17 protein-coding genes and 2 pseudogenes are annotated in these 20,292 nt (G+C 39.6%); 9 read left to right on the top strand and 10 right to left on the bottom strand.

All coding sequences use genetic code 11. The features are described 5' to 3' along the window. Nucleotides 1–864 precede the first annotated feature (864 nt). Nucleotides 865–1,146 (top strand): hypothetical protein, encoded by a 282-nt coding sequence (locus SLS51_RS17955; protein WP_323840001.1) that lies wholly within the window; start codon nt 865–867, stop codon nt 1,144–1,146. Nucleotides 1,147–1,462: 316 nt separating this feature from the next. Here the strand turns inward: SLS51_RS17955 and SLS51_RS17950 are convergent, their stop codons facing one another. Then, nucleotides 1,463–2,656, bottom strand: coding sequence for a DmpA family aminopeptidase (locus SLS51_RS17950; RefSeq protein ID WP_323840000.1), 1,194 nt, complete (start codon nt 2,654–2,656; stop codon nt 1,463–1,465). Between the two features lie 366 nt (nt 2,657–3,022). Between SLS51_RS17950 and SLS51_RS17945 the strand changes: the two genes are divergently transcribed. After that, nucleotides 3,023–5,434, top strand: coding sequence for a hypothetical protein (locus SLS51_RS17945; protein ID WP_323839999.1), 2,412 nt, complete (start codon nt 3,023–3,025; stop codon nt 5,432–5,434). A 122-nt stretch (nt 5,435–5,556) separates the two neighbouring features. Here SLS51_RS17945 and aptA read toward each other — a convergent pair whose 3' ends face one another. The 6 genes and pseudogenes from aptA to SLS51_RS17915 all read right to left on the bottom strand — a co-directional run bounded on the left by aptA (nt 5,557) and on the right by SLS51_RS17915 (nt 12,543). After that, complete coding sequence (aptA, locus tag SLS51_RS17940) at nt 5,557–6,888, bottom strand: omega-aminotransferase AptA (RefSeq protein WP_323839998.1); 1,332 nt, start codon at nt 6,886–6,888, stop codon at nt 5,557–5,559. A gap of 197 nt (nt 6,889–7,085) precedes the next feature. Next, a pseudogene (locus tag SLS51_RS17935) lies at nt 7,086–7,250 on the bottom strand (type II toxin-antitoxin system Phd/YefM family antitoxin); the annotation flags it as partial. 11 nt (nt 7,251–7,261) lie between these two features. Then, complete coding sequence (locus SLS51_RS17930) at nt 7,262–10,708, bottom strand: molybdopterin-dependent oxidoreductase (RefSeq protein ID WP_323839997.1); 3,447 nt, start codon at nt 10,706–10,708, stop codon at nt 7,262–7,264. 349 nt (nt 10,709–11,057) lie between these two features. Next, complete coding sequence (locus SLS51_RS17925) at nt 11,058–11,969, bottom strand: glycoside hydrolase family 18 protein (RefSeq protein WP_323839996.1); 912 nt, start codon at nt 11,967–11,969, stop codon at nt 11,058–11,060. Between the two features lie 38 nt (nt 11,970–12,007). Then, nucleotides 12,008–12,295: a type II toxin-antitoxin system RelE family toxin gene (locus SLS51_RS17920; protein ID WP_323839995.1), complete on the bottom strand. Its 288-nt coding sequence runs from the start codon at nt 12,293–12,295 to the stop codon at nt 12,008–12,010. Next, the gene (locus tag SLS51_RS17915) at nt 12,292–12,543 is read right to left on the bottom strand and encodes a type II toxin-antitoxin system Phd/YefM family antitoxin (protein ID WP_011146514.1); all 252 of its coding nucleotides are present in this window, start codon (nt 12,541–12,543) and stop codon (nt 12,292–12,294) included. The genes SLS51_RS17920 and SLS51_RS17915 overlap by 4 nt, the downstream gene beginning before the upstream one ends. 329 nt (nt 12,544–12,872) lie before the next feature. Between SLS51_RS17915 and SLS51_RS17910 the strand changes: the two genes are divergently transcribed. From SLS51_RS17910 to SLS51_RS17900, 3 genes are all read left to right on the top strand, one after another. Further along, a complete protein-coding gene (locus SLS51_RS17910) occupies nt 12,873–13,793 on the top strand; it encodes an alpha/beta hydrolase (protein ID WP_323839994.1) in 921 nt (306 codons plus the stop codon). A gap of 672 nt (nt 13,794–14,465) precedes the next feature. Beyond that, a complete protein-coding gene (locus SLS51_RS17905; protein WP_165578409.1) occupies nt 14,466–14,927 on the top strand; it encodes a helix-turn-helix domain-containing protein in 462 nt (153 codons plus the stop codon). Then, nucleotides 14,927–15,502 (top strand): PIN domain-containing protein, encoded by a 576-nt coding sequence (locus SLS51_RS17900; protein WP_323839993.1) that lies wholly within the window; start codon nt 14,927–14,929, stop codon nt 15,500–15,502. The genes SLS51_RS17905 and SLS51_RS17900 overlap by 1 nt, the downstream gene beginning before the upstream one ends. 277 nt (nt 15,503–15,779) lie before the next feature. On the opposite strand, the pseudogene SLS51_RS17895 reads toward SLS51_RS17900, so the two are convergent. The 3 genes and pseudogenes from SLS51_RS17895 to SLS51_RS17885 form a co-directional block, all read right to left on the bottom strand. Then, nucleotides 15,780–15,941, bottom strand: a pseudogene (locus SLS51_RS17895) (type II toxin-antitoxin system RelE/ParE family toxin); the annotation flags it as partial. A 41-nt stretch (nt 15,942–15,982) separates the two neighbouring features. Then, entirely contained in the window at nt 15,983–16,261 is a 279-nt protein-coding gene (locus SLS51_RS17890; protein ID WP_011146519.1) for a hypothetical protein, read from the bottom strand. A gap of 301 nt (nt 16,262–16,562) precedes the next feature. Further along, nucleotides 16,563–17,441, bottom strand: coding sequence for a PhzF family phenazine biosynthesis protein (locus tag SLS51_RS17885; protein WP_323839992.1), 879 nt, complete (start codon nt 17,439–17,441; stop codon nt 16,563–16,565). A gap of 191 nt (nt 17,442–17,632) precedes the next feature. On the opposite strand from SLS51_RS17885, the gene SLS51_RS17880 reads away from it, so the two are divergent. The 4 genes from SLS51_RS17880 (at nt 17,633) to SLS51_RS17870 (ending at nt 20,175) form a co-directional block, all read left to right on the top strand. Then, nucleotides 17,633–17,881 carry a hypothetical protein gene (locus SLS51_RS17880; protein ID WP_323839991.1) on the top strand — a complete coding sequence of 83 codons (249 nt, stop codon included), beginning with the start codon at nt 17,633–17,635 and terminating at the stop codon, nt 17,879–17,881. Next, nucleotides 17,830–17,991: a glycoside hydrolase family 30 beta sandwich domain-containing protein gene (locus SLS51_RS24165; protein WP_369293946.1), complete on the top strand. Its 162-nt coding sequence runs from the start codon at nt 17,830–17,832 to the stop codon at nt 17,989–17,991. Before SLS51_RS17880 ends, SLS51_RS24165 begins: the two co-directional genes overlap by 52 nt. A gap of 36 nt (nt 17,992–18,027) precedes the next feature. Further along, nucleotides 18,028–19,470 carry a 6-phospho-beta-glucosidase gene (locus tag SLS51_RS17875; RefSeq protein WP_323839990.1) on the top strand — a complete coding sequence of 481 codons (1,443 nt, stop codon included), beginning with the start codon at nt 18,028–18,030 and terminating at the stop codon, nt 19,468–19,470. A gap of 132 nt (nt 19,471–19,602) precedes the next feature. Further along, nucleotides 19,603–20,175: a hypothetical protein gene (locus tag SLS51_RS17870; RefSeq protein WP_323839989.1), complete on the top strand. Its 573-nt coding sequence runs from the start codon at nt 19,603–19,605 to the stop codon at nt 20,173–20,175. Nucleotides 20,176–20,292: the final 117 nt, after the last annotated feature.

The raw sequence follows: 20,292 nt of genomic DNA, 5'->3' as shown, positions 1-20,292 counted from the left end.
TAGTGCTCAAGAAGTTATTGCCTTCCACGATCGCATACTGCGACGTTTTCCCGGCGTTGCCGGGATAGCCTTCCTCCTACCTAATATGTTGTTACCCTCCTCTCCTATTTTTCTGGATGAACACACTGGTATTTTTTTTGAGGCTCATGTTTGACGATTAACCTTTAAATTAAATTCACTTTTTACATGTAAATATAAAAAGTGAATTTATTATGAAAAATAAAAATGATATTTTTGGAGAATCATGAATGTTTTTATTTGGTAGTCATATAATTACGATAAAAGTACTTATTCAGGAGTATTATAATTAATAGATATGGCATTTTGAGGCAATAATTATAAAAAGAATTTTTTACCATAATTATTCTGAAAAAATAATGAGTAAAAATGTTTGATGTTAATCACATTAATATCATCCAGAGTCAGGGTAGTTGACATTATTACCAGAAAATCCATCCGGCGTGAGTGAGCAAAATATAAACTATCTCAATTGTCAGCGCCGACTTTTCTTTATTTAAAACACCACCAGATTGTTACCTTTTCAGATTAAATATGTGAGATAAATCATAAATTCCAGAGAAGTTAAATATACTGGCATTAAAGATAGTTTCATGAAAAACTATAGGAAAATAAATTATCATTATATATTAGATTTGCCATTTTTGATTTCTGGTACTATTATGGTAAATGGAATTTAGGTTTCCAACCTAATCCAACTTAGGATGAAAAATACAAGCAGTTTTTGAATTTTAAAATTGTAACATCATCGATGTGATAATTTAAGTTTTGCATACATTATCACATATGATTTTGTAAAAAATGTATTTAAATATGTAAATTCTGAAACTATTTAAGGAGAGTTTTATGTTAAAGAAATTATTAACAGTTGGGGCATTAGCAACAGCATTAATCGGAGGAGTTGGGACTGCATCGGCAGCACTTTGTAATTCTGAGGAACCACAATATATTACTGGGGGTAAGTATTATAGATATGTTGTTAATCCTTATGATAATTTTGCTAATGTATTCACAGAGGATACTAGATTTGGAAGGATGACATGGTATTTTAAAAATCGTATTGGACCTTGCGAATTTCATACTGGATATAACGCTTTCCAAGCTTACTATGAAGGTAGAATAAATTAAATATTTTTTTAATAACATTGAAAAACCCCGTTTAAAATAACGGGGTTTTTGCTTTTATCATGTATAATCATATTTTTCCTTTATTGGCTACGTATTCAAAGTATTGATTGACTTTAAACATAATATTTCTCTTCATAATTAGCGCAGGCAAATTCAATAATCTCCCTCCCGGAAGATTTTTCAAAGGAAAAACGGCTGCTGGATGTGAAAATGTCCACGGCATTGCGAAAGATCCTGAAATATTGTTGAAGCATGAAAGCTACCGACTTCAATTTCAGATTTAGAACCTTTAATCACAGTCGGTAACTTGTTTGTTTTAAATTGAAGTGTCAGATTGAGTCTGAGCTAAGACATGATGTTTTTTTAATATCTCTTGAACTCTATCTTTAGGAATAGAAAACGAAGTATTGCCATTTCTCCCAACCATTTTTTTGGCGGCGATCATAGCATTAATTATTGCTTCTTCTGTTGCACTTATTGTGGCCTCATACAAGGGATCTAGTTTGTCATTTGACAGTATTTTTATTGTCTTTACATCCTTTCTAGAGAAAGCATCATTATTTGCGGTCGAAAATGCAATAAATATCTCACCGCTGGTATTCCTGGCTACCCCACCGACCTTTGCCAGTCCAAGAGAGACTCGTTTAGCTATTTTTTCTAATTGGTGAGGCGCTAATGGTGCGTCTGTAGCCACCACGGCGATTATAGAACCGGCATCCTTTATTTTTTTCTTGCCGCCATGATATATCGGCTTGAGATCCTGTATTTCTTTACCAACTGGAATCCCAGCAATAATCAAATCGTCCCTATCACCAAAGTTGCCTTGAACAAGAACGCCAACAGTATATCCGCCATCTTTTTTATCTAGAATTCTTGATGAAGTACCTGTGCCTCCCTTAAACTTAAAAAGGTTCATTCCTGTTCCACCGCCGACATTACCCTCCTCTATCGCTCCTGATTTAGCACTATTCAACGCATGATATACATGTTCTTTTTTTACATGCATACCGTTTATATCATTTAATATTCCATCCCACGTTTCTGCAACCACAGGTAATAACCAAAATAAATCATCTTTTAGTGGTGACGTTAAATTATTATCAAACATCCAGCTAATTGTTGAGTCTCTAACAATACCAACACTATGAGTGTTGGTGATTAATATTGGCGTTTCCAGGAAACCACTCTCTTTGACCCATTGATTGCCTGTCATATCTCCATTTCCATTTAAAGAGAATGTACTAGAAAATACCGGGCTAAATTTCTTGCCTTTTGGCAATATAGCTGTTACGCCTGTCCTTATTGGGCCTTTGCCAACCTCTAGCTTTCCATCGCCTTCTATTATGGTTGAATAGCCAACTTCTACACCACTAACGTCTGTAATCGCATTATATTTCCCGGTTACTCCAGAGAAAGGAATGCCTAAATCCCTTGCTCTAATCTCATCGGCTAAAGAATTAGAAGTTATCACTGTCGATAGCGATAAAATTATAATATTTAATATTTTCATAACTACTCCTTGTTAGACCAAATTAACTCGAAGGTTTAAGATGCAGAATATGAAGATCCAATACGAAAAGAATTCGTTTTCGACCAGTCGGTATACCTTTTTGCATCATTACCGTAATTATATTATTCAGGTTTACAACTGAGTTCTAGATAAAAGATAGAATTAAGTGCTTGTTCCAAGATTAGAACTTTCGACCAAGAAAAAACTGATCTTTAATAGGGATATTATTGATCCCACCTGTCTCCGTGTTTGCGATACACCTACAAAGATCACATAAAACTTAAAAAAGAATAGAAATTTGTATACTCAATATTGAATAAGAATCAAGATGAATATTTTGATAATTAATTGTAGAGAAGCGAGTAAATGCATCATTACATCGGAATTTGTGTGGTTGCTCAGTCCCAAATCGTGAGCCAAGGAGTGAAAGAAGCGATTAACAAGTTGGAATTGTCAATTGCGGCCGAATCTGATCCTTGTGAGGTTTGGAAACTTAATTCAACAGTTTCAGTTGATTCTATTATGGCGTACTTGCTTCAGCAAGCTAGAGGATATTTACTTGTCTATCAGAAAAAGCATCAATTTTCTTTTCATGTCATGACCTATGAAACGCTGGATGAAGCTCTGGCCGATATCGCACGGCATCCGGACAGAACACTCGATCTGGTAATTGCTGATGATCTGTTTTTACAACATGGCCATTACGAGCAGGTCAGTCATCAGTTTTTCCGATTGTTTGAGTCGAATCCTGGGAAATTGTCACCCTATTCTTTCCTGCTCTCTTTATCAGAGATGATTCCTGGTAGTGCACGAATACAAGAGATGGATTCAGTGACACTCAATATTTGGCAGCCAGATCCGCTTGTTTGGGAGATACAGGTGCTAAAAAACCTAATGGATCATTTGGATAGCACTTATATTAATCCATTACTTGTTAGAGCGACGACGTCTAAAGTAACAATATCATCAATGGCACAGTTTATTCATGATTATATGGAGTGCCACTTCAAGGAGCGTTGGGACTTCCACTACTATACTGGGTCGATGATCTCCGGATTTATCGATTCTATGCTTCGTTTGTGTGATGGTACATCTACCCTGTGTGAAAGTGGGCCGAATGAGCACAGTCTGGCAGTTTCTGCACTTTGTGGCTGGCAGTTTTATCAGCGTGGTTATGTAATTGCGGTAACTTCCGGCATGATCGATGAGTTTCGTGGCACATTATGCAACCTGAAACGTGCTCATGCGCCAGGTATCATCATTTGTGCAGATAGTCTTGGAAATAGCTGGTTCCCATTTCAAGGTACGATGCATAGAGATTATGATGGTAAGAAGTCGATTGAAGCAAAAGGAATTCCGTGCGTTTATATCAATGATCAATTGAACTTGCCTGAGCGGTTAAATGAGGCAATAGATCTATTGCAGTCTCAACCCGGCCCAGTGTTTATTCTTGCGACACAATCAGTTTTGGAATGTACACTGAAACCTGAGCAGCTACCCCATCCGAGTCAGTGGAGCCTTTTGGTTCCACAGATTGGGGATAATGAAGCGTCCATCATGGATGCAGTGATGTCTCTGATCAACCATGATAAGCGTCGTATACTGTGGCAATGTTGTCATTTAACGGATCATGAACGTGAACTGATTTATCAGATTGCTGAAAAAGCAGGGATAGCGTTAGTAGATACGCTAGTATCTCCGGGGGCGGTCAGTGATTACCATCAGCAAAAGCCTGTTAGTAACTATATTGGAATTCTGTCGGTTTACGGCTTTAGCAGCAAAGTATTTCATTACCTACATGAGGGGCAGCAGCTTGCTGATCCTGAAAGCCAGAGTATTTTTTTCCTTAAAAGTAAAGTCGATGAAGCATCCTCGCCATTTTCCGCCAGTAAACTTAAAAATAAATGTCATATTATTCAGGTGAATTGCCGTTTAGAGCACATGTCACCTTACACTGATCTAGCTGTACATAGCTATTTACGCTCATTCTTAAAAACCGTTCTCACTCGACTTAATGTGGATGAAAAGGTACTTGCTTATCGTCGTCGCGAACTGGAACGAGTTCAGAATTATCCTAACATCACCCCGATAGATTGGTTGCCACAGGTGCCGATGTCCCCCAATTACTTTTATGCCCATTTAGGGAAGCAGTTGCATCATCTGATCAGTGAGCAGGGATTTGTCTATACCGGTGTTTATGATGTAGGGAGGTGCGGAATCGGGGCGATGCGGAATTTACCGAAAACAGGGAAAGGATTTTCCGGTTGGTATGGCCGGGCACTGATGGGCGATGCGTTGATGTCACTGCCTTATTTGGCTCGTACATCATCCCAGAATATTCTGGCATTTATTGGTGATGGTGCCAGAGATTTAATCCCAAACATTGAGTCCCATATTGAACGAGCATTGATGCAAAATCCTCATCGGCAGAAGATCAATATTTCTGTGTTTTATCTTTGTAATGGTATGTTGTCGATGATTCGATCATATATCGATATGAGAAGTGCGACGAATAATACAAAACAGACCTTGCTTGCTGCATCGTCGCGTAATTTGTCTTTGTTTACTGCTGCTAATGTCCAGGTTGTCCCTGACGCATATGCGACAACACAGGTAATTCGTGAGCGTTGGACAACATTTGACGCAACCTATTGTGAAACCATGTTAACCACTCCTCAAACCATTTATTTTATCGATGTCATGCTCTCACATAACTCCGATGGGGACGGGATGGTCCTGTTCTCTGAAGCGACATGGCAGCGTGCTAATATAGTATAAAGATTAGGATTGAAACTTAAAAAACCCAAGAGTAGCTGTGCTCTTGGGCTTTATTCTAAGCTTTTGAGTTTAACAATATTGAAGACCTTATGGGTACATCACGATTCATACACATCCTTCCCTCAGTCAATGTGATGCAATACTTCCCCAACGGCGTCAAAAAGCCGATCCAAATCGGCTCGTTCAGCATTGAACATAGGCCCGAATTGCAGCGTATCACCGCCAAAGCGTACGTAAAAACCGGCTTTCCAAAGCGCCATGCTGGCGTCAAAAGGACGTATAGCGGTATCACCGTCACGGGCAGCCAACTCAATTGCCCCTACCAAGCCACAGTTGCGGATGTCAGTCACATTTGGACAGTTTCTGAGAGCATGAAGGGCCGTTTCGAAATGAGGGGCAAGTTCAGCAGAGCGTTGGATAAGATGGTCTTTATCCAGCAGATCTAAAGTTGCTAACCCGGCAGCACAGGCTACGGGATGTGCCGAATAGGTATAACCGTGACTAAACTCTACAGAGTGTTCCGGTAGAGGCTGGGACATAAAGGCTTCATAAATTTCACTGCTTGCCACTACGCCTCCCAGAGGAATGGCGCCATTGGTAATTTGTTTGGCAAAGTTAAGAAGATCTGGCGTCACACCAAAATATTCCGCGCCAGTCCAGCGTCCCATGCGACCAAAGCCAGTAATAACCTCATCAAAAATCAACAAAATATTATGTTGATCACAAATTTCACGCAGACGCTGTAGATACCCTTTGGGCGGAATAATCGCACCGGCGGAACCGGACACAGGCTCGATAATAACTGCCGCAATATTGGAGGCATCATGCAGTTCGATCAACTTGAGCATCTCGTTGGCTAATTCCGCGCCGCCGGTTTCCGCCATACCTGGCGTAAACGCCATATCGGTCTGTAATGTATGGGGTAAGTGATCTACATCCATTAACTGTCCGAACATTTTGCGGTTGCTACCCATTCCCCCCAAACTGGTACCAGCAATATTGACACCATGATAACCAAGTGCACGGCTAATCAGTTTAGTTTTCTCGGGTTGGCCTTTCACTCGCCAGTAAGCTCGTACCATTTTGACCACGGTATCTACAGATTCAGAACCTGAGCTGGTGAAAAAGACGTGATTGAGATCACCCGGCGTTAAATGGGCAATTTTTTCTGCCAGTTGAAACGACAAAGGATGACCGAACTGAAAGCCTGGTGAATAATCGAGGGTGCTTAATTGAGCAGCGACAGCTTGTTGAATTTCTGTCCGGGTATGGCCTGCCCCACAGGTCCAAAGACCGGACAGACTGTCATAAATCTGGCGTCCTTTATCGTCTTTTAGCCATTGCCCCTCGGCAGCAATGATAAGGCGTGGATCGCGTTGGAAACTTCGGTTGGCACTGAATGGCATCCAGTGAGATTGCAGGTTTAACGATTCAGAAAAACGGGTTTCAGACATAGCTAACTTCCTCTCACAAAAGTAAAATTTGAGTTTAGTTCAATCCCCCTGTTTTCGCCAACAATAACTGTTTCTTATAGATTACTTCTTATAGATTACAAACAGGTTATTTCAGTTTGTTCTGTAAAAATGTTGGACATACGCTTCGCTCCGTTCACGTTTACCGATAGCTACTTCCCTGAATTTTACGCTATAGGTTATAGATAATTATCCAGATCTACATCAACCAATGCCTGTTCTCTACGCTCATTTACCAGTCGAATAAGCTCTTGATCATCTAAAGCATCAAGTATCTGTTCGTGGAGTCTCGCAGGAATACAATAAAACACTGGTTGGTTACGATTTAGGATTGCGACAGGGTATCATCTGGTCGTTAAGCATCAATGGAAATATCCGTGATAGGTATACATTGACAAGTAAGGCACATCCCTTGCTCTGAAGGTTCTACGCCATTTAAGTGTTGTACTTCGCCACTTTTTAATTTCACAGCACAACTTTCACACTGTCCAACCCGGCATCCACTTGCCATCTTAATACCACTTTTTTCGCCAAAATTAAGGAGTGTCCCTTTGTCAGGGGACCATCCAAGAAGAACGCCAGATTTTTCAAATTTAACGGCAAAACTCTTCCCATCTTTAATTTTTACCGGAATTAGCGATCGGAACATTTCTTTATAGATATCAAAAGGCGGAACGCCTAGAGTGAGTAAACCTTCTTCAAAAGTTTTCATCATAGGAGCCGGGCCACACATATAAAAACGAGCTTGCTGTTTAATCAGAGATTCAGGAACGGCATCCGCGGTAATATATCCATGATACGGGTAATTAATACCCTCAATATCCACTGGCAACGGATTGCTGTAATAGTTGATTACCTTCAACTGCTTAATTTTTGACTCAAGCTCTTTTAGTCTTTTGGAAAAAGCATGTGTATTGCTGTTTTGATTAGCATACAACAATAAGAGTTCAGGCTTTTCACCGTTAGCGGGAAGAGACTCAAGATAACTTATGAATGGCGTAATACCAATTCCTCCTGCCAACATAACAACAGGTTGCTTAGCATTAAGCGGAATAATAAAATTTCCTCCCGGAGGAGTCAGATTCACTTCGGCTCCGGCTACCAGTGTTTTGTTAATGTATGAAGACATGACACCTTCAAAAGTTTCCCCGTTAGAAGTTATGCTTTTCTGATGCCGTACGGAGATACTGTAAGTCCTTCTACCTTCCAGTGTTGCCGTTCCTGTCAAAGAATAGGCTCTGATGACAGGGACATCCTGTCCAGGTATGGAAACTTGTACCGTGATATGCTGACCAGGTTCATAATCAGGTAACATTGCTCCATCTTTTGACTCAAAAATAACTGTCTTGACACCCTTAGCCTCGGGTTTTGTATCTACAACCCGAAATGCCTTACGGCCCTGCCACGGCCTTCTCTCCGGGTTGATATCTTCTGCGAGTTTAATATCACAACGGAATGAACGGAGCGGAGAAGCGCCGCTGATAGGATCACAAGAGTCGTCAGAAATAAGCGCATTATAGTTACTGCTGTTTTTTCCTATGGCGGGAAAACCTTCCTTCCCATAGTCGGGACACGCTTGCCACCAACCAAACTCAGCAATTATCGTGTCGTAAGCAATATTATCATCTAATGATGCTTTAAAACGTGCCTCGCCGTTGCGGGTGATGACCTCTACCCAATCTCCATTGTTAATACCTTTCTTTTCAGCCAATCTACTGTTTATCTCAAGCTTCGGATAAGGTGATTTTTTACGCAGACGGGTTAAACTTCTCTGTTGGCTATGACAATAGAAACCATTTTTTACCGAGGTTAGTCGATAAGGGAAATGTGACTCAGAGTTTAAATTCTCTTTTGGTTCATCATATATTGGTAGTGGCGGATAACCATGCCGCCACAATTTTTCAGAATAGATTTCAACCATTCCTGTTTCGGTATCAAAACCTTTAACTGTGTTCTTAACAGGATCGATTCTTGCGTATTTCCTATCATGCTGAATTAATGGCATTGAAATTCCTGCTGGCTTTTCTCTTAACGCCTCTACGGTTAAGCCAATAGGCTCAAGAATATAATTCCATCCCGCTTCAACGCTTCCATTAAAAAATAGATCATTCATGCCTAAGCGACAGGCCAAGTCGAAGACAATTTCGTTATCTGACCGGCTTTCTCCCCGAGGCGAAATCATTCTTTGTCTTAACTGAATGAGTTCCTCTGCCTCAGCTGAAATCTCAAATCCTACACGTAGCCCTTCTCTCTCCCAGGGCGTATTCACGGGTAGTAAGATGTCAGCATAATGTGCAGTAGGCGTTTCAAAGAGATCACAATGAACATGAAATTCAAGCTGTTTTAGCGCATCTATCCCAATTTTGGTGTCAGCATGAGATGACAACATATTCGTACCAAATGCCATCATAGCTCTAATCGGGTAAGGCCGTTTGTGCAAGATTGCTTGATACAGATCATGTGATGTTATCCAACCATCTAGAGGTGGCCCCAACGGTCTTTCCTTAAAGCCAAGTGCTTTTTCTTGCTGTTCCTTTGGCATAAGTCTGCGAGCATTTACAGGATTAACGGGATGCTTATTGTACACCCTATTACTTCCCTGAGTGTCAAAACACCCGGTTAATGCATACAGCACGGCAATTGCTCGTTCAGTCTGGGTTGCATTGGTATGTTGAGCTACACCCGTCCAAGAATGATAAGCAATTCGTTTAGAAGAGATGATTAAATCTGCGGCATATAGGAGTTTTTCTTTGGTTATGCCGGTGATTTTTTCTACATATTCAGGTGGGTATTGTTGACACTCATCTAGAAGTCGCTGGAATGCAGATTTGCATGGTATTTTTTTATTTACATCTTCCGCAGAGTCAATCGAAAATTCGCCTAATAAAGCATAATGATCATTTTCATCACATGGCACATTTTCGTGAAAATCATAGGGTAGTGGAGACTGAGTTATGTTATTCCAGACAACATATCTGTTTTTCTTAGCTGAAATGTTTATATCTTTTTCTCTCAAGAAAAGACCATTATCATTTCGTACTAACAATGAGGCGTTCGTCCAGCGTGCTACAAACGCCTGATCATATCCTCTTCGGTTTATGATGATATTTATTAGCCCGAGGGCTAACGCGGCATCGGTCCCAGGATTGACGTTGAGCCAATTATCAGATTCTTTAGCAAGAGCTGTATGTCTAGGATCGACAACGATAAGTTTGGCACCTGCATTTCTTCCCGCGCCAAGAGCTTCCGCTTGCGCAAGCCATGTATTTGTTGGATTGTGCCCCCATAAAATGATCAGCTCGGCATTTCTGTAATCAGCTACAGGAATACTGCACCCAAAGGTAAATTTATGTGCCTCGTCTTTATGCCAGTTACACACTTCTGTACTATAGCAGACGTTAGGGCTGCCGAAATTTCGAATGAAGCGCTCTATCCATTCAAGACTATCACTAAGAGGTGTTCCACTTGGTGAGGTGACGGAGAAAGCAACCGATTCTGCACCAGACTCAGCCTTATAGAAAGCCAGTTTCTCAGCAACATACGTCAAAGCTTCATCCCAGGTGATTTTTTCCCAGCCTGGATCGGCATCACCTTTGGGATTTGTCCTACGAAGAGGATGAAGAATCCGGTTAGGACTGTGAGCCAGCTCTGGTGCAGCTTTACCCTTCATGCACATGGCGTTGCCGGTCGGGTGTTTTGGGTTTTGCTGGATTTTTATCAATGTATCGTTACGAACTTCGTTGACAGTGCCACATCTTGATCTACAGAGAGTACAATATCCCTCTTTAAACTCGCTCTTCATAAGATAACCTCATACGGCTTCACAAAATGTTTGCTTCACGATTCTTGCGGATGGTTAATACCAGTACGTATTACTGGTTCTCTTCCCTTTTATTATTTTTCATCAAACTGGGTAATGTGTAACTGCTTTTCAAGCTACACAATAAAATCAAAAATTCAACGGTATTTACTGCCTATTCCAATAGAGCTATTTTATTTGCCATTTTGAACCTGGGCAGTGCTCAAAATCCTCACGTACTACGTGTACGCTCCGGTTTTTCCGCGCTGTCCGTGTTCAAACTGCCTGCAACAATTACGCCTATTGGGATAGGCTCTTATTTTTATAACCAACTAAAGTATTAACAATGTAATTATTCATAATTACTTGCATTGTCTTTTCTGGTATCCGGGACATAGATAACTTCTTTATTTATCCCCTCTTCTGCTTTAATGATTTGGGTGTAATATTGAGATGCTTGGTCAATTGTAAATATTGTATTAGGTGACCATACCATCATACCACTATATCCGTTATTAATGACTGAGCGGGTAATATTCTGCACTGAGGATATCGAATTTTTTTCGGGGGAGATACCCAACAACAAATTTTCTTTCTTCATCCCGAAGTTAACGTATGGAACCAGCTTACTGGCACTGGTGTTGATGTAAGTCATCTCGTAACCTGCATCCAGTAAATTTGCTATATTTGTCGGTTCCTTGAAGTAGAGATAATCTGACCACAGGGCTTTGGTCAGTACCTTTTGGGCAAATTTTGGATGGCTTTTAATCGCATCCGCTACCCAATAGAAGGATTGACGATTACCATAGCATGTTGAATATTCATCATCGATGTTGATTCCATCCAGCCCGTATTTAACGACATCATTTACCATTTCATTGGCAAGTTTCGTTGCCGTTGCTTGATTCATATTACATGACCAACCTGCATTTTGATGATTGCCCAGATAGGATAGTTGAACTCTGATGCCCTTTTTTTGCAAATTCCGCACTAGGGAAATATTTTCTTTGAGTATCGAGCTTATTTTATCGTTGTAAAACAGTACAGGGCTATTAGATATACTATTGTTAATATTTGCTGCGAATAATATAACATCGGAAAAAAATGGTTTTTCAGTTTGTTTCACAACAAAATTACCGATATCCTTGACATGTTGCGGTGAAGGATTACTCAGAAATGTAATATTATTTGCTGCAAGAGATTGATTTGTTGCAAAGGTAATAATAAGTACAACTTTCAACAAATTGATATTTTTTAAGATCATAAATAAACCTCTTATCTTGGTTTTAATTATGTCATTATCTATCTTAGTCTCTTACTTGCTAGCTCATACGCTTCACTCCGTTCGCGCTTACCAACTGCTACTACGGCGATAATCAACACATTATCTATGACCTCATAAACTAAGCGAAAACCAGAAGCGCGTAATTTTATTTTGTAACAATTCGGCATGCCTCGAAGTTTAGCTGATGGAATATGAGGTTCAACACAGCACTTTTTCAGCTTCTTAGCAAATTGTTGTTGGACTGATTTATCAAGTCTCTTCCACTCCTTGAGTGCATCTTCCCTGAATTTCACTCTATAGATCATAGATAATTATCCAAATCTACATCAACCAATGCCTGCCCTCTACGCTCATTTACCAGTCGAATAAGCTCTTGATCGTCCAAAGCATCAAGTATCTGTTCATAGAGCTCCGCAGGAATACAATAAAACACGGGTTGGTTACGATTTAGGATCGCAATAGGGTATCCAGCCCCGGCACTAAGGGTCGCCATAGGGTTCTTTTTAAGTTCACTAATGCTTGCGCTAATATCTGACAGAATTATGTTGGCCATAAAAACACTCCAAAAGACTTGTTAATAAGTCTTATAGTAGCTTTCTTTGTTGAGAAAAGAAACAAAAAAGACCGTTTAAAAGGTCTTTTTCTCCGATGGTCTTTTTTTATTCTCATTACTATCAGCGTCTTGCTCGTATACAATTATCTATGCTGGTTTTAACTATTGGAGCTGAGTACGCGACACGAGATGCACCTTATCTCACAATGAAAAAAGTGTCATCGAATCTAGACAGCGCAATTATCACTAACTGTGGGCATTTTGTTACTGAATAATGCCCCGAACAATTTTGCTATCTGGCAATCACTTTTTACAGAGGAGTTATTATTATGCCGCTTGATAAAAATGTTGAAAAATGGCTTGCTTTAATGCCTGAAACTGAAATAGGAGCAAATTCCTCCCTGGAACAACTTCGCATCGTTATTGAGAATACGCTTATCCAACAACAGGGCGAATGGAACGATGCGACATATAATAGCAGCTTTACTGTTCCCGCAGAGGATGGTTTCCCTATTCCTGTTCGTATGTATGTGCCCTACGGAAAAGAAAAGATGAGTGATAAACCCGCGCTGGTTTATGCTCATGGCGGCGGGTGGTGTTTAGGAAGTCTTGATGCTTGGGATCGCCCTTGCCGTAAGCTGGCGGAATCAATGGGTTGCGTTATCTTCTCGGTAGACTATCGGCTTGCCCCCGAAAATCCTTTTCCGGTACCACTAACGGATTTCTATGCGGCTCTATGCTATATCACTGATAATGCGGAAAAGTTTGGTATCAATAAGCAACAAATTGCGGTCGGTGGTGATAGCGCAGGTGGTAATCTTGCCGTTGCCGCTTGTTTAATGTCGCGAAACCAAAAAGGGCCTGCTATTTGCCATCAATTGCTATTCTATCCAGCTTTAGATGCATCAATGAAAACGGATTCATACGATAAATATGGTGAAGGCTATGTATTGACAAAACAGATGATGGCATTCTTTTGGCAAGCATACATCAATGAGCACAACAACAGAACAAATCCACTTATCTCACCTTCTCATTTAACGCATTTTGAAGGACTGCCAGATGCAACTATTTTGCTTTGCGAATACGATCCGCTAAGAAGTGAAGGCGAAGCTTATGCTCAGCAATTAAGAGATGCCGGTGTGTCCGTGCAGATTGAAACTATTGAGGGAATGATACATGGTGCGATGCATATGACTGCGGTGACACCATCCGTTGAAGCATTTTACAAAAAATTCTGTTTTTGTTGAAAAGCATCATCTCTGTTTCAGGCCAATTTGATAAGAATTGGCCCGATAACACTCTGGAATCATCAGGATACGGGCATGGGTAGTCGTCCCTACAAAATATGTAGTCCAGGAAGAATTGTTTCCCTAGACTGATTTATTCAACAAAGCTGGAGATGAAGTTTTATTTGCTATACTGATCTCACACCTGCATAAGTATCTTTGGACACCTTATTTAAAACTCAAAACTGACCAATAAAAGGCTCAAGAATTTTAACCGACTCAGCTTCGCTTACATGAGCTGATGTTGCCGTTATAAGTGCTTTATTAAATTCAACTAATTTCAGACAGGTATTCATACGTTGTGATGAATTTAATCTACTTAAGAGGTTTCTATCTTGCTGATATACAGGCAAGTCAATCTTTGCATTTGGAGCACCTTCACATTCATTTAATCTTGGCTTGAAGTCAGGATGGAATTATTTAATGTGGGTTTAAAATCATTATTGATTGCAGGTTTGGTGTTTTTCGAACGATATGCTAAATCTGGTTCTTTCTCCGAGAAGAGTTGCCTTGGAAATGGTTATTGCGAAAAACGTATCAGATTCTGCTTAAAACAATTGTGTTACGTTTATTGCGATTTTCGTTTATTTCGTTTAATGTGCTAAGTCAAAATGAATGACTAACAGGTGCAACATGATTACTTCCACTTTCTCTGATATAAATCTTCCGGCTAAACGCGAAAGTGAAATAGCTGGAAAGGGGCTGCGTGAACTTTCAGCGTTCCTTTCAACAAAACTTGAAACTCAGCAGATTTCAATTATTAGTGATGATCATAAATCTCATCAAATTGAAGTGCCTACATCTGCGCTTACTATGCTAGTGCAAATCTTGAGTGAACTCGCTTCAGGTAATGCAGTGCAAATTGTTCCTGTTCATGCCGAGCTAACCACTCAAGAAGCCGCAAACATATTGAATGTATCGCGGCCTCATATGGTTAAACTTCTGGAAGATGGTTGTCTTCCTTTCCATAAAACAGGCCGACATCGGCGTATTCGTTTTGCTGATCTGATGGAATATAAAAAGCAGCGTAATGCTGAGAGTATGGAGGCTATGAAGGCATTAGCTAATCAGGCTCAGGAATTAGGGATCTACTAATGACCCATTCCCCGTACCCTGTTTTGCTTGATGCATGTGTGTTGTATCCCGCTAGGCTGCGTGACTTATTAATGCATTTGGGGATTGCCGGTCTATATCAAGCCAAATGGACTGATCGGATTCAGGAGGAATGGAAACGTAATCTCTTACAACAACGTCCTGAGATCCCCTCAAAAGCTCTTGAGCGCACAATTCAATTGATGAATTCGGCTATTCCTGATGCAAATGTGACAGGATATGAGTCATTGATTGCGGGGCTTACATTACCTGATCCGAATGATCGGCATGTACTAGCTGCGGCTATACGAACTAACGCTGAGGTGATAGTGACTTTTAACCTCAAGGATTTTCCAACTGAGGGGCTTTCTGCCCTAAACATTGAAGCGATACACCCTGATGAATTTATTTCTGACCTTTTTGATCTTAGTCATGCAAAAGCATTAGCTGCTGTTCAAATACAAAGAACAGTTTTAAAGAGTCCACCGATGACAAGTGATGAGTTTTTGGAAATGTTGCTGAAACTGGGCTTACCTATGACAGTTAAGGCACTAGAAGGATATAGATTCATGATCTGATACTATCGGAAAACATCTGTTTTCCGACAAAATAAGCGGCCTTTCTGAATTATCTAATAATCCATAGGGTGTATTAGTAGGTGGTTGTTTAGTTTTTTAATATTCGCTACGGTCTAGCTCTTTTACTCTACCTTTTATCAGTGACAGGCATTGATAAGTAAAATTTCGCGTTTATCGTCAATGGTTTTCGCTACTACTTCATTTTGTGCATAGGTGGCCACTGTCTGGCTGTATGGATAAGCGTCAATATCCATACTATTTCTCCGTTGATCTCATATACCAGGCGATAACTCTCGTTTGGAAACAGCTCACGAGTGCCTGGCATTTTCCCCGGCCGGCCAAGCATGGGATGTCGTGCAAGATTGGATGCTGCATCACTAAACTGTTCATCCATTCTGGCTGCCGCGTATGGATTATCGGCTGCGATGTAGTCCCACACGTCAGCGCGGTCTTGCTTCGCTTCTGGTGTCCAGATAACTTTCACGCTTGGTTCACCACATTGGCACGCCGTGCGGCAAACTCGGCTTCGACCTCATCATTAGATTGGCCCAAACCAGCACGCATTGAGGCTCGCCCTGCTTCTACCTTGTGACATAGGAATTTATCGTATTCTCGTTCCTCACGTTGGCGTTGAATAAACTCGCGCATAAGTTCGCGTAGCACCTGTGAGGCTGGGCGGTGAGCAGCTTCGGCTTCAGCCATAAATTCGGCACGTAGTTCAGGTTCTAATTTCATCGTAAAAACAGCTTGTTTCGTCATGGTCTGACTTCCTAACATTATTATTCTGTACTAATAAAGTATATATATACCCGCCGTCTTTCAAGTTGCTTCTTTGTTGGCTGCACTCACTCACCCCGGTCACATCGTTATCTATGCTCCCGGGGATTCGCTCCCTTGCCGCCGCGATGCATCTTGAAATCCATAGGGTATAATCTTATTACTCTATGCGATTTTCTAGCATATTTAGAGAGAATTGAAATCAATATCGCTTGTCGGAAAACATCTGTTTTCCGACAAAACAAGCGCCCTTTCTGAACTATATTAGGGCTGATAACTTTTTTCAGATTGTGATGGTGCCATTGATACAAGTCACAGCACTACCGCCGACAAAAATCTTACCATCAGAATGGCTAAGCCATACACTTCCCTGACGGCCAAGTTTTTTGCCTTGTGATGAATGAACGATTTTATCGTCAATCATTGCTACTTTGTGGTGGCGCATAAATGCAGCAACACTGCCGTTGCCACTACCGCAAACTGGGTCTTCGTTGACACCGCATGATGGGGCGAAAGAGCGTACTTCAATATCAGCCTCTGCTCCTTCACGGTAGGTGCCATACAGACAAGCCCCGGTTATGTTCATTTGCGAGTCGTGCTCACACAACCTGGCATAATCAGGTTCTGCTGCCAGTACGGCTTCTGCTCCAGTGGTATGAGCGACAATCCAGCGAACTCCCACATCGATAAGTGCGGGTGTTAGTGCGCGATCTAACGGGCAATCTAGAATATTTTCGAGGCGATCTATCTGCTCGGAACTAAGCGGTGTGATGGTTGGTTCCGGCAGTTCGAAGGTGATTAATTGCTGACCATTCTCAATTTCAGTAATGTTCAATGTAACCAGCCCCGCCCCACATTCCTGCACAATACGCCCTTCTCTCGCCTGAATTAAACCGGCTTCAAGAAGAGCATGTGCGGTACCGATCGTGGGATGACCGGCAAAAGGAAGTTCACTACCGGGTGTGAAAATCCGTACACGATAATCCGCCAATGGGTTTTCTGCCGGAAGGATAAAAGTGGTTTCAGAAAGGTTGGTCCAGTTGGCAATGCCCTGCATCTGTATTGATGAAAGTTCTTGAGCATCCATAACAACAGCGACGGGATTTCCTTTAAAAGGCCGGTGAGTGAATACATCAACCTGTTTAAATGGTACGAGAGACATAAAATTTCCTTTTTATGGTGGCAAAAGTGGTTAGTATATAATAAAAGAATAACTTAGGAAAAAAGATATGTGATGAAACTCAAAAAAAACAATTAAGTTAAACCATTTGTGAAATAACATAATACTAATATTAAGATAATTATGTTTAATTAATTTCTATAAATTAATACTTTTATGGGAAATAATAAATCATGATTAAATTTATCTATGCAAATAATAAAGAACAATGGAAAGAAGGATTGTCGATCATAAAAACAGATGAGAAAGCCAATTTAATTGTCACTAATAAGCGAGGTCGAAAATTAGATGGATTTGGCGGTTGTTTTAATGAGCTTGGGATGAAAGCCTTATTAGATCTGGATAAAGAAAATAAAAAAACTGTGTTAGTATGTCAGGAAATGCCGTTGCTTTCGAGAATAAAACAGGTTCCCTTGTGGTGAATATAAATAACTCTTATAAAGAAAAGCAAAAAATAAATATTAGTTATAATAATGATATTTGGTCTATTTATTTGGAACCTAACTCGATTAATTCTATTATCTTTAACTAAAAGATTTTTGATGAAGATAATAATCAGGAGTTACTTATGAAGAATAAATTCCCCACCGGTTTCTTATGGGGCGGCGCGGTTGCCGCTAATCAAGTTGAAGGTTATTGGAATCAAGATGGTAAAGGAATAAGCATTGCTGATGTTATGACAAAAGGAGAGCACGGCGTTAATCGTGTCATAACTCATGGTATTGAGGAAAATAAAATCTATCCTAATCATCAAGGTGTGAAATTTTATTCCAATTATAAAGATGACATTGCACTATTTGCAGAAATGGGATTCAAATGTTTTAGGACATCAATTGCTTGGTCAAGAATTTTTCCTCATGGTGATGAATTACAACCTAACGAAGCCGGTTTAAAATTTTACGATGATCTTATTGATGAATTATTGAAATATAATATTGAACCCATTATTACCTTATCTCACTTTGAAATGCCTTATCATTTGGTTAAGGAATATGGCGGTTGGCATAACCGAAAATTAATAAACTTTTTCATGAATTTTAGTTTGACGGTTATGGAAAGATATAAAAATAAAGTCAAATACTGGATTACATTTAATGAAATTAATAACCAAATAAATTGGCAATATCCACTATTTGGTTATTGTAATTCAGGTGTGATTTATCAGGATTATGACAATCCAGAACAGGTTATGTATCAGACTATTCATCATCAATTTGTTGCTAGCGCAAAGGTTGTCAAATTAGGCCATGAAATAAATCCTAATTTTAAAATTGGCGGCATGATCCATATGTCGCCATTATATCCAGCGAGCTGTAAGCCGGAAGATGTTTTATATGCACAACAAGTCATGCGTCAGAAATATCTTTTTAGCGACGTTCAACTTCGTGGATATTATCCATCTTATCTTATTAAAGAATGGGAAAGAAAAAAGATAGAACTTCATATTGAAAATGATGATTTAAATTGGTTAAAGGAAGGTTGCGCTGATTATTTAGCGATAAGCTATTATATGAGTAATATCGTCTCTTCATCCACAGAAATGTTAGAAAAAAATAGCCAATCCCTCTCCTTCTTCGAAAAAGGAAGAGACAATCCTTATTTAAAATCCTCTGAATGGGAATGGCAAATTGATCCTATAGGTATTCGATACAGTTTATCTGAGTTATATGAACGTTATCAAAAACCCATTTTTATCGTTGAAAATGGGCTAGGTTCCGTTGATAAATTACCTCAAAATGGTGTTATCAATGATGATTATCGTATTGAATATTTAGCATCACACTTATCTGAAATTAAAAAATCTATTTTATTCGATGGTGTTGATATCCTCGGTTATACTTCATGGGGATGTATCGATTGTGTCTCTTTTTCGACCGGTGAATATCGTAAACGATACGGGTTTATTTATGTCAATGTTGATGATAATGGAAATGGGGATTTTGTACGTTATAAGAAAAAGAGTTTTTCTTGGTATAAGAAAGTTATAGCAACGAACGGCGAAGATATCTAAATAAAATCCTGTAAGTCAGTATATTTTCTGATTTGTCATAAAATGAATATTTAAGCGTGATATTAATACGAATTTTTCTTATCTTTTATGTGAAAATACACGTTTTTTTGACAAGTAAAAGGGGATTATGAGATGGCTCACATACAATTAGGAAATGGTGAAATTATTAATCTTACCGAAGCAGAAACAAGAAATTCTCGCGAAGCGAAAGGCGGATATGTATATATGCTTGATAATATAGCGTATAAGCCAATGAATCTAAACAATTCTATTAAAGGTGTTTTTAAAAACTGTGATCGTAGTTATGGCTTGCCAAGCGTATACTTAGACGTTTTTAATGCTAAATTTTCATTTCAAGGTAGCAATGGTATAGATCGTAATGATGACGCTACTATTATTAAGATGAAACGCATTGATACCAGTAATAATAGTGGTAATCATTTCTTTCAGATTTCCCACGGTGGTAGAGCGAATCTTGAGAACTTTATTAATAACGAAAGTGATAAAGAAAGGTTAAAAAGAATTTTACGAGCTTTATGTGCAGCCAGGGAATCAAATTTAAAAGATATCCAAGGTTTTTATTCGTCGAAAGGATCTAACCCGATATTGTTCTGTGATATTCATTGTGGTACAACCCCTAGCTTAGAAATTGAAGAATTGATTGAATATACTCAAAATAGGATGAAAAATTCCCTTGACGATTAACTGTCGCTCATATACAGGATCTTAAGAATTAAGTCGTTCAAAACACGCATCCAATGTTTTGTTTTTAGACGACTTTCTTTGCGGTGTTTTGAATGCATTCTGGGATAAATAGGCTTT

This window comes from Photorhabdus africana, assembly GCF_035181445.1.
Taxonomy (GTDB): Bacteria; Pseudomonadota; Gammaproteobacteria; order Enterobacterales; family Enterobacteriaceae; genus Photorhabdus; species Photorhabdus laumondii.
Note: the sequence above shows the minus strand (reverse complement) of the source record. Positions and strands in the feature narration are given on the sequence as shown.

Bases quoted from the DNA above. Each gene is read 5' to 3' on its own strand.
- SLS51_RS17955 (WP_323840001.1), top strand. From the start codon at position 865: ATGTTAAAGAAATTATTAACAGTTGGGGCATTAGCAACAGCATTAATC.
- SLS51_RS17950 (WP_323840000.1), bottom strand. From the start codon at position 2,656: ATGAAAATATTAAATATTATAATTTTATCGCTATCGACAGTGATAACT.
- SLS51_RS17945 (WP_323839999.1), top strand. From the start codon at position 3,023: ATGCATCATTACATCGGAATTTGTGTGGTTGCTCAGTCCCAAATCGTG.
- aptA (WP_323839998.1), bottom strand. From the start codon at position 6,888: ATGTCTGAAACCCGTTTTTCTGAATCGTTAAACCTGCAATCTCACTGG.
- SLS51_RS17930 (WP_323839997.1), bottom strand. From the start codon at position 10,708: ATGAAGAGCGAGTTTAAAGAGGGATATTGTACTCTCTGTAGATCAAGA.
- SLS51_RS17925 (WP_323839996.1), bottom strand. From the start codon at position 11,969: ATGATCTTAAAAAATATCAATTTGTTGAAAGTTGTACTTATTATTACC.
- SLS51_RS17920 (WP_323839995.1), bottom strand. From the start codon at position 12,295: ATGATCTATAGAGTGAAATTCAGGGAAGATGCACTCAAGGAGTGGAAG.
- SLS51_RS17915 (WP_011146514.1), bottom strand. From the start codon at position 12,543: ATGGCCAACATAATTCTGTCAGATATTAGCGCAAGCATTAGTGAACTT.
- SLS51_RS17910 (WP_323839994.1), top strand. From the start codon at position 12,873: ATGCCGCTTGATAAAAATGTTGAAAAATGGCTTGCTTTAATGCCTGAA.
- SLS51_RS17905 (WP_165578409.1), top strand. From the start codon at position 14,466: ATGATTACTTCCACTTTCTCTGATATAAATCTTCCGGCTAAACGCGAA.
- SLS51_RS17900 (WP_323839993.1), top strand. From the start codon at position 14,927: ATGACCCATTCCCCGTACCCTGTTTTGCTTGATGCATGTGTGTTGTAT.
- SLS51_RS17890 (WP_011146519.1), bottom strand. From the start codon at position 16,261: ATGACGAAACAAGCTGTTTTTACGATGAAATTAGAACCTGAACTACGT.
- SLS51_RS17885 (WP_323839992.1), bottom strand. From the start codon at position 17,441: ATGTCTCTCGTACCATTTAAACAGGTTGATGTATTCACTCACCGGCCT.
- SLS51_RS17880 (WP_323839991.1), top strand. From the start codon at position 17,633: ATGATTAAATTTATCTATGCAAATAATAAAGAACAATGGAAAGAAGGA.
- SLS51_RS24165 (WP_369293946.1), top strand. From the start codon at position 17,830: ATGTCAGGAAATGCCGTTGCTTTCGAGAATAAAACAGGTTCCCTTGTG.
- SLS51_RS17875 (WP_323839990.1), top strand. From the start codon at position 18,028: ATGAAGAATAAATTCCCCACCGGTTTCTTATGGGGCGGCGCGGTTGCC.
- SLS51_RS17870 (WP_323839989.1), top strand. From the start codon at position 19,603: ATGGCTCACATACAATTAGGAAATGGTGAAATTATTAATCTTACCGAA.